Source organism: Nitrosopumilus sp. (assembly GCA_029862745.1).
Classification (GTDB): domain Archaea; phylum Thermoproteota; class Nitrososphaeria; order Nitrososphaerales; family Nitrosopumilaceae; genus Nitrosopumilus.
Genome location: JAOTWS010000003.1, coordinates 240,063 through 251,909 on the forward strand (window position 1 = coordinate 240,063; position 11,847 = coordinate 251,909).

Annotated in this window: 17 protein-coding genes and 1 tRNA gene; 5 read left to right on the forward strand and 13 right to left on the reverse strand. The window is 30.8% G+C overall.

Annotation, left to right across the window (positions count from 1 at the left end):
• Positions 1-394: 394 nt before the first annotated feature.
• The 4 genes from OEM44_04795 to OEM44_04810 form a co-directional block, all read right to left on the reverse strand.
• Entirely contained in the window at positions 395-1,195 is an 801-nt protein-coding gene (locus OEM44_04795) for an amidohydrolase family protein (protein ID MDH3516118.1), read from the reverse strand.
• Position 1,196: 1 nt separating this feature from the next.
• Positions 1,197-1,805 carry a GNAT family N-acetyltransferase gene (locus tag OEM44_04800; GenBank protein MDH3516119.1) on the reverse strand — a complete coding sequence of 203 codons (609 nt, stop codon included), beginning with the start codon at positions 1,803-1,805 and terminating at the stop codon, positions 1,197-1,199.
• Between the two features lie 221 nt (positions 1,806-2,026).
• Positions 2,027-2,650: an HD domain-containing protein gene (locus tag OEM44_04805; protein ID MDH3516120.1), complete on the reverse strand. Its 624-nt coding sequence runs from the start codon at positions 2,648-2,650 to the stop codon at positions 2,027-2,029.
• Complete coding sequence (locus OEM44_04810; protein ID MDH3516121.1) at positions 2,651-3,271, reverse strand: hypothetical protein; 621 nt, start codon at positions 3,269-3,271, stop codon at positions 2,651-2,653.
• Positions 3,272-3,998: 727 nt separating this feature from the next.
• Between OEM44_04810 and OEM44_04815 the strand changes: the two genes are divergently transcribed.
• Positions 3,999-4,223 (forward strand): Lrp/AsnC ligand binding domain-containing protein, encoded by a 225-nt coding sequence (locus tag OEM44_04815; GenBank protein MDH3516122.1) that lies wholly within the window; start codon positions 3,999-4,001, stop codon positions 4,221-4,223.
• A 500-nt stretch (positions 4,224-4,723) separates the two neighbouring features.
• On the opposite strand, the gene OEM44_04820 is transcribed toward OEM44_04815, so the two are convergent.
• The 5 genes from OEM44_04820 to OEM44_04840 all read right to left on the reverse strand — a co-directional run bounded on the left by OEM44_04820 (position 4,724) and on the right by OEM44_04840 (position 7,064).
• Positions 4,724-5,194 (reverse strand): dicarboxylate/amino acid:cation symporter, encoded by a 471-nt coding sequence (locus OEM44_04820; GenBank protein MDH3516123.1) that lies wholly within the window; start codon positions 5,192-5,194, stop codon positions 4,724-4,726.
• 5 nt (positions 5,195-5,199) lie between these two features.
• Positions 5,200-5,382, reverse strand: a complete 183-nt coding sequence (locus OEM44_04825; protein ID MDH3516124.1) for a dicarboxylate/amino acid:cation symporter — start codon at positions 5,380-5,382, stop codon at positions 5,200-5,202.
• Positions 5,383-5,453: 71 nt separating this feature from the next.
• A complete protein-coding gene (locus OEM44_04830; protein ID MDH3516125.1) occupies positions 5,454-5,945 on the reverse strand; it encodes a dicarboxylate/amino acid:cation symporter in 492 nt (163 codons plus the stop codon).
• 152 nt (positions 5,946-6,097) lie between these two features.
• On the reverse strand, positions 6,098-6,538 hold the full coding sequence (locus OEM44_04835) for a universal stress protein (GenBank protein ID MDH3516126.1): 441 nt from the start codon (positions 6,536-6,538) through the stop codon (positions 6,098-6,100).
• 310 nt (positions 6,539-6,848) lie between these two features.
• On the reverse strand, positions 6,849-7,064 hold the full coding sequence (locus tag OEM44_04840; GenBank protein ID MDH3516127.1) for a CDGSH iron-sulfur domain-containing protein: 216 nt from the start codon (positions 7,062-7,064) through the stop codon (positions 6,849-6,851).
• A gap of 246 nt (positions 7,065-7,310) precedes the next feature.
• Here OEM44_04840 and OEM44_04845 point away from each other — a divergent pair, with 246 nt between their 5' ends.
• The gene (locus OEM44_04845) at positions 7,311-7,619 is read left to right on the forward strand and encodes a hypothetical protein (GenBank protein ID MDH3516128.1); all 309 of its coding nucleotides are present in this window, start codon (positions 7,311-7,313) and stop codon (positions 7,617-7,619) included.
• 264 nt (positions 7,620-7,883) lie between these two features.
• On the opposite strand, the gene OEM44_04850 is transcribed toward OEM44_04845, so the two are convergent.
• Positions 7,884-8,333 carry a hypothetical protein gene (locus OEM44_04850; protein ID MDH3516129.1) on the reverse strand — a complete coding sequence of 150 codons (450 nt, stop codon included), beginning with the start codon at positions 8,331-8,333 and terminating at the stop codon, positions 7,884-7,886.
• 340 nt (positions 8,334-8,673) lie between these two features.
• Between OEM44_04850 and OEM44_04855 the strand changes: the two genes are divergently transcribed.
• Positions 8,674-8,811 carry a hypothetical protein gene (locus tag OEM44_04855; GenBank protein ID MDH3516130.1) on the forward strand — a complete coding sequence of 46 codons (138 nt, stop codon included), beginning with the start codon at positions 8,674-8,676 and terminating at the stop codon, positions 8,809-8,811.
• Positions 8,812-9,223: 412 nt separating this feature from the next.
• Here OEM44_04855 and OEM44_04860 read toward each other — a convergent pair whose 3' ends face one another.
• Positions 9,224-9,571, reverse strand: coding sequence for a hypothetical protein (locus OEM44_04860; protein MDH3516131.1), 348 nt, complete (start codon positions 9,569-9,571; stop codon positions 9,224-9,226).
• Positions 9,572-9,908: 337 nt separating this feature from the next.
• Here OEM44_04860 and OEM44_04865 point away from each other — a divergent pair, with 337 nt between their 5' ends.
• Complete coding sequence (locus OEM44_04865; GenBank protein MDH3516132.1) at positions 9,909-10,049, forward strand: hypothetical protein; 141 nt, start codon at positions 9,909-9,911, stop codon at positions 10,047-10,049.
• 425 nt (positions 10,050-10,474) lie between these two features.
• Here OEM44_04865 and OEM44_04870 read toward each other — a convergent pair.
• Positions 10,475-10,574, reverse strand: a tRNA-Leu gene (locus OEM44_04870).
• A 120-nt stretch (positions 10,575-10,694) separates the two neighbouring features.
• Between OEM44_04870 and OEM44_04875 the strand changes: the two genes are divergently transcribed.
• Positions 10,695-11,009, forward strand: coding sequence for a DNA-binding protein (locus tag OEM44_04875; GenBank protein MDH3516133.1), 315 nt, complete (start codon positions 10,695-10,697; stop codon positions 11,007-11,009).
• Between the two features lie 16 nt (positions 11,010-11,025).
• On the opposite strand, the gene OEM44_04880 is transcribed toward OEM44_04875, so the two are convergent.
• Positions 11,026-11,628, reverse strand: a complete 603-nt coding sequence (locus tag OEM44_04880) for a hypothetical protein (protein MDH3516134.1) — start codon at positions 11,626-11,628, stop codon at positions 11,026-11,028.
• Positions 11,629-11,847: the final 219 nt, after the last annotated feature.

Consider the following 11,847-nt stretch of genomic DNA (forward strand, 5'->3'; position numbering starts at 1 on the left):
ATCTAAAACCATAAAAAATCATCATCATGAGTTTTTGTCTTAATTAGTCCTAAATTGATGATGTTAGTTGAAGAAAAGAAATTGATTATCAGTTCATATGAGATCAAGTGGTTATAATGAATCAGGTTGAGTGCAAAATTAAATCATGTTTTATGCAGCCAGATAAGATAGGTGTGGAAGTGACTTACTTGGATAAAAAGAAAAAGTAATACATCTTGTTCAGATAATTAAAACACAGGGTTTTTCTTTTTATTATTTTTATTTTAAAAACATTGAGTGATGTTTAATGCCATCAAGTATCATTTGTAGAGAAGTAAAGTCTAATATTTTTATTACAAAACCGTGTTAAAATATTAATCACGAGTACATACCAAACGCAATTAATTAGATTATATCAAGAGATGTTGAATAGTTTCTGGGCATTTTTATACATTAGGTTATCTCTAAATTCTTTTTTAATAGTGAGTTTAGCGACAAAATTAAGATATGAATCCATACTACTGATTGGCCAATCAGTACCATACAACAGATAACGTGGCTCCCCTGCATAATTTATTAATTCTGCAACTTTTTCTTTCATCATTTTTTCAAAAAAGTGATCAAAAGATCCAACAACAAGCCCAGACACATCAGCATAGACATTATGATTTTTGTAAAGTACTTCTTGTGCATCTTGAATCCAAGGATTTCCTAAATGACACATTACAATTTTCAGTTCAGGGTTATCTACAGCTACATCATCAAGATTAAGAGGTCTAGAATAACGCAATTTACCGGTACTAGAATATGTATCTCCAGTATGAAACATCACAGGTATATTAAATTCAATACAGGTATCATAGACTTTTTGATATCTTTCATCATAAGGATAATAGTGTTCATAACCTGAATAAATTTTCATGGCTTTGATTCTACCATCTTTGATTAATTGTCTATAATGTTTCAGATCTTCATCAGTGTGATGATCTATAGTGAATCCAGCTGCAACACCAAGATTATCATATTTTTTAATCCCCTCAATAATTTGCTCAGTTGAAGGTCTTTCAGAATTTATTTTGTAAGAAGATAAAATTATTGCATAATCAACATTGTTACTAGTCATTTCAGTTTGAAGCATCTCTAATCGATCTTCTAACAACGGAATATGTTGTGTTATCTCGTATTGATTCACATGCACATGACAGTCAATAATCATATTATGTATCTACAAAATGAGGATTTTTCCACTCAATAAAAGTTGCATTGTTTAATGATCTAGGATCTTTCATATAATTAGACAGTATTTTGATAAATTTGAAGCCATTTCGTATTTGAAATGACAATACAGGTTCTTTAATTTCATGACGCATAACTTTGTGCACATATTCTAATGGAGATAATTCGTGTGCACTTTCACAGTAGTTAATTAATCTTGCTCCTGCTATTATTCTACGTAAATTTAGTTTTATTGCCAAAGTCTTTCTTGCATCATAGAGTTTTGTGGCAACACCCAATCTTCTATGATCAGGATGAGATGACACATCGGCCCCGTAAAGAGAATCACCATTTGGATCATGGTTTTTGAAAAAACTATCACCGCAAGCATCTTTCCATGTATGTTCTTGATATTCAGATTTTAGTTTAATAATTAAACTGCTACAAGACCCGACAATTTTTCCGTGATATTCTGCAATAAACTGACCTTCAGGAAAAACTTTCAAATGAGCAGATAACTGATCAGGTTTCCAATAAACTCCTTCAGCAGCCATTGTAGGAAATGCAATTTTTTGCAGCTCTACAACTTTAGGAATATCGTCTTTTGTCATTGTACGTACAATCACATGACTGTGATGTCTACGAACGCGGGGGGTTGTGCTCATTTCTTCATCTATAATTATTTAAAAGGTCTTGATCAAAAATAACATCACTGTTTTTAGATTTCTTTTTAAAAATAACTGTTAATTTTTTTATCGTGTGTCTTACCTCAAATGGAACTTCCACATTTATAGAAAAGTATTGCATATTTTAACATTTACAGTAAAAATCGTTAATAACATTCCTGTTTTAATTGATTAAGAAATTTTTTTAACACCAAAGTTCTTTTTTTGGCCTCAATTTTCGCAGATTTTGTGTGCATTAAAGATTCAAGTTTAAGTAGTTTTTGAAAAAAATGATCAACTGTCCATATTTTATCATTAGGCTTACGTTTATTGCAGAAAGGATCGCTTGGATTGTAAAACGGTCGCTTAAGTGAGCCTGCTGTAGCAAATACTCGTGCAATGCCTATAGCTCCCAAAGCATCTAATCTATCAGCATCCTGAAGAATTTTTCCTTCTAGAGTTTCAGGAATTTTATTTTGTGAAAAACTATGGTCGCGAATGGCATCTAAAATTATCAAGATTTCTTTATTGGAAAAAGAATATTTTTTTAAAATTTGTTTTGACTTTTTTGCGCTATGAATTGAAGAAAGATTAGAATATTTGTGAGATTTTGGATAAGATACTACATCATGCAATAATGCAGCACATAAGACCAATTTCTCATTTGCCTTTTCTGTTTTGCATATTTTTTGAACGTTATTGTATACTCTCATAATATGTTCAAAATCATGAGATGGATCATTTTGAATTATTTTTTTTACATCACTTTTAATTAAATCAAGAACTTTCATTTAGAATCTCCATATTTTTGGCTTGACGAATTTTAATTTTTTTTGAGTGATTAATACGGTCCAATTGACAGATGCAAAAAAAACTATCAACATAATGCCAAAACTATCAATTAATAAAATTCCAGTAAGACGGTCTTCAAATATGTCTAAAAAAGGTTTCAATACTGCATTTCCAAAATAAATCATCATAATATAAGAAATAGTCCGGCCAAACCAAAATCCAGCATACATTCCAATATTTTTTACACGCATTAGCCCGTATGCAATAAACAATATGTTACTTGGAAGTGGAGTTGCACCAAACAAAAATGATGCAAGTAAATAACCATATTTTTTTTTGTTAAGATAACTACCAATTATGTCAAGATTAGATTTCTGTTCTTCTCCAACAAAGGTTCTAAATAATCCACTTATTTTTTTGAGTGTAAATCTACCAATTGTGGCACCAGTTGCACCAACCATTGCAAGAATTACTACATTTAAGCTTGGATCCAGAAGGTAGAAAGATGTTAATATAATCCAGCTTGGAGGCATTAAAATCGGCGCAGCGTTTACTCCGATTAATACAAGAAAAATGCCAAAATACGAATATTCTCCAAAAATTTCAAAAACATCCACCATCTTTCTAGAATTATGTTATTTTTTTTTTGTTTCTAAACCCTTGTATCTAGGTTCATTCGGAAAAAATTTTATTTTGATCTAAAAAGTTAAAAAAATTTCATGTTTTTCAATTCTTTTATCATGTTTTACAATAAATCGGATCAATCATACAATATACTTATAAGTGATTCATGTACATGTTTACTCATGTCCGAGTTAATTTGGAAGTGTTTTCGATGTAACCTAACTTTCAAAGACACGGAACTGGCAAGAATGCATAAAGAAATTTCATCTCATTCTATAACCAAAATTAAAGCAATAGCAGTATAATCTCAGATATTTTAATAGATCTAGTAGTACAAATCAGAGTAGATTGGATATAAATTTAGTCAAATCTTTCAAATTAGAGTAAAATAAAATGATATTTCCTAGTCTAGTTATTAAGATTCACGGTCTTAGGATAAAGCATGATTCTTTTTGAATTTCAATTAATATTGCATGATGAGGTATTTGATGTAACATATTACAAAGGCAACTTAAACCAGATCTGATTTCTACGCAAGATCTATAAACTATAACTTTGGAAAAACTACATATTGAATGAATCATCTGCACCATGCACAAGTTGCATGATAGAGCATGCATCAGGAGTTGGATGTTTATGCGACTACCATCAAAATAAGTAATATGCTTTACGATTGATTTCTCAAATTAGTTTTAATGTAGAGTATAGTATTGTCAATAGATAATGGAGATTGCACATATTCTTGTAAAATGTGATGATGAAAATGATGATGTGTTAGATGAGCTGCAATTAATTGACGGGGTAAAAGAAGTTAAAAAAACGTTTGGCGCATATAATGCAGTGGTAAAACTAGAAGCAGAAACTGTTTCAAAAATCAAAAATATAATATCAGACAAAATACGTAACAAACGAGGGGTATTAAGTACACTGACTCTTGTAACTGCTTAAAGATCGAAATATCAATTCATTTGTCAGTAAGATCTATAAACTAAGATCTTCTCATTGTTATAAAGTGTCTAAAATTGTTAAATGGTGGGAAGGAACGATTGAAGAATTAGAAGAAGATATTGAATGTGAGATTTCTTAATTTTAATTTATCAGCACACCACGAATATATTCAAGAAAAATGTATTAGTTACTAATTAATCCACAATTAAATTATAATTTTGCGGGATCTTTGATCTAGAGTTTAACACACATCTTTTGTTACTGTTTTGATATAAACCCATTTTTTTGGGTCCAACACTAAAAGAACAACCTGAGAAAACAAGTATTTTTCTTATCATATATTGTGAAAATGATTCTCTACATTGTTTGATCACAGTTACAGGTATTTTGTAGTTTGAATAAAGTAGTTAGAAATACTAGCAAAAAACAAATGCCAAATCTCCACTAATTAATAACATATTTTTTTGAATTATTATTGAAAAGGTAAATCAAAAGAAACACTAATGATCCGCAGGTAATTTGTCTGGTTTAATTCTCTTATCAAAGAACAAACAGGCAGTAAGATCTCCCCCCACATTTACCATGGTTCTTGTCATATCCAAGATTCTATCTACACCTAAAAGTAGAACTATTCCAATAACAGGCACCACAGTAGCTAAGAGAATAGAAGATAAAATTACGATACCTGCACCAGGCGCAGAGGGTGCACCAATGGATGCCATAAGAGCAGTAACTGCAATTAGAATAATTGTTGTTGTCCCAAGTTCTATATTGAAAAGATGTGCAAGAAAAAACACTGCCACTATTTGGTATAATGCAGTACCATTCATGTTAATTGTAGCACCAAGTGGAATTACAAATTGGGAAACTGCAGATTTGACTTTCATCTTTTCTTCTGCAGTTTTCAAAGAAACAGGCATCACAGCAGCTGAGCTTGAAGTTGAAAATGCTAACAGTAAAGGATCTTTCATCATTTTTAATGTGGATAAAACTGTCTCTTAGCAAAGACTTTGATGATAATGATGTAAACTAACATCATTATGAAAAGACCAATAACCACTGTTGCCATACAGGTACCAAGACCTACAAGTGCATCAAGGCCGACTTTAGATACGATATCTGTCATTAAACCAAATGCTGCAAATAGGGCCAATCTCATTGCCTAAGAAACAACCTTCATAGTAATCTCCTGTATCGATTCCAGCAGATCCATTATTGGTTCAGATTTTTTTAGGTAGCGATATCATTGCAACTGCAACAAATAGTGCAAAGACGATTTATGCTTAGCATTTCTCCAGACATAAAAGATGTTAAAGGATTGCTTGGTATGATACCTATGATATGTTGAGGAATCTCAAGAAAATTAAATTCAATATTTTCTACAAGTTGTTCTGTTTTATCGATTTCCAAACTTTCTAACATTGATTCACTATCAACAAAACTCCCTGGTACTATGGCGGTAGCTACAAAGACACCAATGCCTAATGCAATAACTGTAGTTACAACAAAAAATACAGCAACAGAGATCCCCATGGTTCGAAGTTGCTCTACACTTCCAGCTGACAAGAGACCTCTAATGATAGAGGCAAAAATAAGAGGGATTATTATCATCTGAATGATCTTGAGAAACAAATGAGCAGGAATAGAAAGCCAAGTAATGATGATTTCACTAGTATCTTTCTCCACAATTCCTGTTTCAGGTCCTAAAAAAACTCCTAACAATAAACCTAAAAATAATCCAACAAGAACCTGTGCCCATAATTTTTTTTTTAATTAGATAAGTTACCTGGGGAGTAATGGATTTGAATGATTGTATCACCATTTTAATCTCAATCCTTTAACATATTTGAAAAACATCTTACAGGTTCTCAAAATTATTTAACAATCAAAATAGGACAAGTTAGACCTCGCATAAGATAGTTTGCCATACTTTCATGATATTTCTCTTCAGTAGGAGTTATTTTGGTCTGTCCTATAACAACCAACTCTATCTTATTTTCTTCTGCATACTCGGCGATGGTGTTGGGAGCAAAAGAGGATTTTAAAACAACATGTTTTAGTGGATTTTTTAGTTTTTTTGTGTCATACTCAATATTTTCTAATTCTTTTTGAATGACTTTTTTTTTATTTTCAAATTCATCCTTTTTATTTTTGTTAAATAATGTTTCAAGCGATGTAGTTTCAATACATGTGATCAATGTTACTTCTCCATCGATTTTTTCTGCAAGATCTATGGCAGCTCCTAACCCTCGTTTTGCACCTGACGTTGAATTGTATGGTACTAAAATAGAATTAAAACGAAAACTATCATTCATAACTAAACTTTGCATATATCCTGAATTTAACCTAAGCGTAATTTTCAGAAGTGAGAATTAGTAAAGGATTCACTAGTGGTAATTGAAACAAAAATAACAAGATAACATAACAGTATTATATTCTATTTTAAAACATTCTTTTCTTTAGATTGTGGATGCAGAAGATCCCTATCAGATTTATTAGTTTGTATTAGGTGGAATTACAAGTACTTTATTTGAGGTACACAATGATTGTGATTTTAAGCTAGTTGTATGATTTATGAATAAAAAATAGTAAATAAAAAAAATTAATTTATTCAGTGACTTTGATTTAAGATGCTGTAAATTTGAAACCTATTTTTGCATGAGTGTCATCGCAGCTTGGTTGGGTGCAGGATTTTCCAAATCTACACAATGTTATTGTTGTTTTTCTATCTACTTCCACTAGTAATGGGCCATTTTCTTCTGCCTTGATTTTTACATTGGTCATTATTTTTATTCTAACTTTATTTTCAATAAACAATGCTAATTTTTGTAATTTTATCATTAATTATCCACTATAATATGACCAAAATTAATGATTGTAGTATGTTATCTTGGAAAAAATTTGTGAAATGGTTATTTCTAGAAGAGTAACAAAATCTCAATGTAGAGGTCGAGATGGAAAAAGTGGAAAGAAAACAAATGGATCATGTGAAAAAATATGATTTCAAATATGTGCTAAAAATATTTGAGTTTACATAAAAAATTACTGATGTACATGTTATTTACATCATTAATTATCTATTAGATCATGGCAGCAAAAAAACGTACAGCCAAAAGAAAACCAACTAGAAAAATAAAGAGGGCTGTAAGAAAAACTACTAGCAAAGCAAAAAGATCAATCCCAAAAGCAAAGAAAGCTGTGAGAAAAGTTAAACGTACAGTGAGTAAGGCAAAGAAACGAGCTCAACTAGTAGCAAATAAAAGAAAAAAAGAACTTCAACAAGCAAATAACAAGATCAAAAGCATGAAGAAGTCTCTAAAAACTATAGAAAAATCTGCACGAAAAAAGAAAACAGATTATCAAAAAGCACTGAAGAGAGCAACACAAACTCAATAACTTTAGATGCTAGATTCTATTTTTTCTTAATTAGTCTCAGAATCACAGATATTTCATTTCATTTTGTACAACTTCGATTTTGTATTTTTTACACTGGGTCTTGTTCTCAGGGGATTAGTGGGTCGATCTATTTGTTCTAGGTATTATTGTTATAGGTTTTGGAGTTGGTACAAGATTTACTCAGGGAAACAATGAAAAATGGTTTACATATTTGATTATACAGAAAAAGACGTAGCACAATTTACTTGTTTGCTTATCTAGGCATTAATTGACCTTAGTTATTTTGTGATCAATAAATCTGTATTTGGCACATTCTCGTTCCAGTATATTGTTACAGTCATGAATAAATGGAATTCTTTTATCAACAGATTCTGTTTGTGGGGTATCTGCTAGAAATTCAATAAAATCATACATTTCATTCCATTCTAGTTTATAGTATAATTCACGTGTTTCCTCAATCGCATTAGCAAGATACCCATTGATTATAGTATAAGCTGGAACTTTGAAAAAATCATAAAGGATTCTTTCAAAAAACTTTTTGAGTTCAGGATTGTCTTGTATTAATACTGCTGATGGGAGTTTACCAACATCCAAATATTGTCTAAAAACTACGTTCCAGATACTGTGTTTTAGGGTATCATCAACTGATTTGTTTTGATCTTTTTTTCGTTCCTCAATTCCTTCTCTTTGTGAGAAAGTTTTCTTAGATGTCAATGCATATCAATACGGATCTAGGGACCTAATAAACTACAGCAAAGAAAGATTATTTTCCAGAACAGAGTATCATATATTTAAAGTGACAATCATATTGTAGCGACACTGGCACAAATTAATACGGAAACGATAAAAATTATGTATTTGATATTTGACGGTTTGCACTATATCTGCTCAGAGTACTCATACAATCAAAAATATGACTAAAATTCCCAAAACAAACCAGTGAATTTGAAATAGTAAATATCAATACTTTAAGTAGAACATCTACATCCAACACGAAGATCAATTACAATCATTACTGTAAAAGATATTAGTGCTCAGTAATGGCCAGATCAAAATGTTCATAGAATATTTGAATATACTAAGGGTTCCCACAATTCCTAATGCAACTGCCAAAATTAAAAATACAAAAGAAGTAACAATTCATACTGGAGTTTCTTTAATAAATGCAAAATATAATTTGGCATTGCAATAACTGTAAGATAGAGATTCCTACTATTCATTTAACTAATATCAAAACTGAGAAAACCTGTTTTGATTATTTACAATATACAAAGTACAAAAATATTAAATGAAAATACAGTTATTGGCTTTAGCAGGGATGTAATTAACATAGTTCCAGTTATTATTAAGCGATTATTTGTAAACAGTCCTATCAACGAAGAGTTAACTACATAATTTAAACAATAGTCAAAATAACAAAAGCCAGAAAAAATCTCGGTTAATGGCTACAAAAGGAAGTACTAGTATGTATGAATAGTCAATAAAAATATTTGAATTTTTTTTATTTCAATTTGTAAAATAATTGGAGAGTTAGGGCATAGGATGAAAAAGAATCTATTTTGAAAATATATAAAAAAATATTAAAAAGTGAGAATAGAGTAAGATTAAACTCTTCTTCCTCTAATGGTTCGTCTTGCTGCTCTACTATAAGCTGCTTTTGTGATTGCTTTACCTTTTTTAGCAGCAACTGTTCTTCGTGGTTTTGGTTTATTGGTTGATGTGTTCACAGTTCTCTTTGCTGCATGCTTCCATGCGGGTTTTGCAGTTTTTGATCTGCTTGTTGTTTTAGCAGCAGTTCTTCTTGCAGGTCTTGTAGCTCTCTTGACAGTCTTTGTAGCTTTCTTTGCAGTTCTTCTTACAGGTCTTGTAGCTTTCTTGACAGTCTTTGTAGCTTTCTTTGCAGTTTTAGTTACAGCTTTCTTGATTTTTTTCTTTTGCTTACTAATTGCCATTATACAATAATGTGGCGTATATTTTTTAAGTTAAGACAAATAAATTAAATTAATAGTTTGTAAATTAAATCAACCTGAATGAATCTCATTTTATGATTTATTTTAAAATGTAAAACAGTACATTTAGCAGTAAATCAATTAAGCATGGATTAAATTTTTCTTAGTATGTTTATCAAAATACATGTTAGTCTATACTAATCGGTGGTTGTTGATTTACAAATACAACATATAGAGATTATAATAAAAAAATACAAGAGATTCAAAATATTTCCTCAAAGGTTTTTTTCAAAAATATAATTCAAACAGAAAATTAAACACCGTTAAGGATCTTATTGAAATGATCAAGATAATGAACAATATTGCCAAAACCACTCATAAAGCAATGAAAGGTGCAAAATTTGCAGAATTACTGGTAAGAATAACTTGTAACAGCAAAAAATTCATCATCAAACACAATAAAATAGCACTACAAGGGTAAAGCGGACTGTAATTACATCAATAAAGCACTACAAGCAGATGCACTTCAAAAAAAAATAACACAAGATCTCATCAGAACAAAGAGATTACAAATAACATACAAGATTCAGGTAAATGCAGATCTCAACGTTGCAGAGGATCTGTAAAAAACCCTTGCTGGTATTAAAATCATCAGAAATAGCACAAATAGTAACTAGAATTCCGCTTGAATCAAGAAATATGTGACTTGTTTTGCAATTTATCGTATAGAGATAATTGAACACGAACTAAAATAATCCTATTTTTCATTCAGAAGTGACACATGATCTTTTTGCTGAATCACCTTAAATTCTTGGTTTCTTTATCAGATAAATTGAGAATCACTTGACATTTCTATACATATTTGATGGTACATAGGAAATTAGTGGACTTGATTATAACATTCAGTGCAGAGGGTGGGATTTGAACCCACGAACTCCTGAGAGAAGGGATTTCCTATTTATGGATCTTGAGTCCCTCTCGGTTGACCGGGCTTCGATACCTCTGCAATGAAAGTGGATAATGACCATTATTTTTCAATTACTATTACAATAAATCAAAAAATTATTCTATTTTTTGAAGATTTTTGGACAAAGCTTTTAATCGTGTTAAGAAGACCCGAAAATGTATGTCAGAATTCATACCAATTTCAGATGCAAAAAAAATGCGTAGTGGGGTTAATGTTGAAGCCAGTGTTAAAAGCAAAGGGGACCCAAGAACTGTAAATCTCAAAAGTGGGGGAACAGTAGATGTCTGCGATGCAATTATAGCTAACGGTGATGAAACTGAAGACAATCAAATGAAACTCACATTATGGGGTGACGATATCAAAGCAGTAAATGTTGGAGATAAAGTTGTCATCATAAATGGATATACCAATGAGTTTAAAGGTGAAGTGTCGTTAACCAAAGGCAAATATGGAAAGATGGAAATCAATCCATAATAATCAAAATCATTATTCAATAATTTCTTTTATTTTGATAATTTTTCCAATCTAAAAATAGTACTAGCAGTCCAACGATTAATACAATAAGTCCTAATATGACTAAAATTCCCGAAACAAGTAGTGGAAAAATCATTTTCATCACAGGAGAATTAGGATTTGACAGAGCATCAGAATTTTCTGGATCTTCTGAAAACATCATAACAACATGGACATCATCAGTTCCGATATTTTCAATTTCAAAATTCAATGTGTCAGAGGTAGTAATTTCCAAGACTTCAAATAAAACAGGTTCATCCTGAATAAATGTTCCATAATCATCATCAAAAATATTGGAGATTTTTATGGATAACTTATCCCTAGATTGGTAATCGGTTATCTGAATTCCCCACATAAGAGGAATATTGGATGAAGACACACTATAAGAAAAATAGGCTGAATTACCAGGCATTATTTCAACTTCATTGGAAACATCATCAAACATTCCTTCAAACAATAATGGTACTGAAAAATTATCAGATTGGTAAATACTGGAAGGAATAGATAAAGTAGCAATCGAAAGGGAAATCATAATCAAAAGTACACCAATAATTGAAATTATAATACCTTTTTTATTCATAATAAAGAATCAGTGAATACCTACTTTTATTTCATAGAAAATAAGTTTACAAAAAATTTAGAGTAATCATCTAGACCTTAGTGTAGTGGGTTTTCTTTTGGCTGCAGTCTTTTTAGCTGGTTTTCTTTTGGCTGCAGTCTTTTTAGCTGGTTTTCTTTTGGCTGCAGTCTTTTTAGCTGGTTTTCTTTTGGCTGCAGTCTTTTTAGCTGGTTTTCTTTT

Coding starts and splice junctions, on each gene's coding strand:
- OEM44_04795 (MDH3516118.1), bottom strand. CDS start 1,195: ATGATTATTGACTGTCATGTGCATGTGAATCAATACGAGATAACACAA.
- OEM44_04800 (MDH3516119.1), bottom strand. CDS start 1,805: ATGACAAAAGACGATATTCCTAAAGTTGTAGAGCTGCAAAAAATTGCA.
- OEM44_04805 (MDH3516120.1), bottom strand. CDS start 2,650: ATGAAAGTTCTTGATTTAATTAAAAGTGATGTAAAAAAAATAATTCAA.
- OEM44_04810 (MDH3516121.1), bottom strand. CDS start 3,271: ATGGTGGATGTTTTTGAAATTTTTGGAGAATATTCGTATTTTGGCATT.
- OEM44_04815 (MDH3516122.1), top strand. CDS start 3,999: ATGGAGATTGCACATATTCTTGTAAAATGTGATGATGAAAATGATGAT.
- OEM44_04820 (MDH3516123.1), bottom strand. CDS start 5,194: ATGAAAGATCCTTTACTGTTAGCATTTTCAACTTCAAGCTCAGCTGCT.
- OEM44_04825 (MDH3516124.1), bottom strand. CDS start 5,382: ATGAGATTGGCCCTATTTGCAGCATTTGGTTTAATGACAGATATCGTA.
- OEM44_04835 (MDH3516126.1), bottom strand. CDS start 6,538: ATGAATGATAGTTTTCGTTTTAATTCTATTTTAGTACCATACAATTCA.
- OEM44_04840 (MDH3516127.1), bottom strand. CDS start 7,064: ATGATAAAATTACAAAAATTAGCATTGTTTATTGAAAATAAAGTTAGA.
- OEM44_04845 (MDH3516128.1), top strand. CDS start 7,311: ATGGCAGCAAAAAAACGTACAGCCAAAAGAAAACCAACTAGAAAAATA.
- OEM44_04855 (MDH3516130.1), top strand. CDS start 8,674: ATGTTCATAGAATATTTGAATATACTAAGGGTTCCCACAATTCCTAAT.
- OEM44_04860 (MDH3516131.1), bottom strand. CDS start 9,571: ATGGCAATTAGTAAGCAAAAGAAAAAAATCAAGAAAGCTGTAACTAAA.
- OEM44_04865 (MDH3516132.1), top strand. CDS start 9,909: ATGATCAAGATAATGAACAATATTGCCAAAACCACTCATAAAGCAATG.
- OEM44_04875 (MDH3516133.1), top strand. CDS start 10,695: ATGTCAGAATTCATACCAATTTCAGATGCAAAAAAAATGCGTAGTGGG.
- OEM44_04880 (MDH3516134.1), bottom strand. CDS start 11,628: ATGAATAAAAAAGGTATTATAATTTCAATTATTGGTGTACTTTTGATT.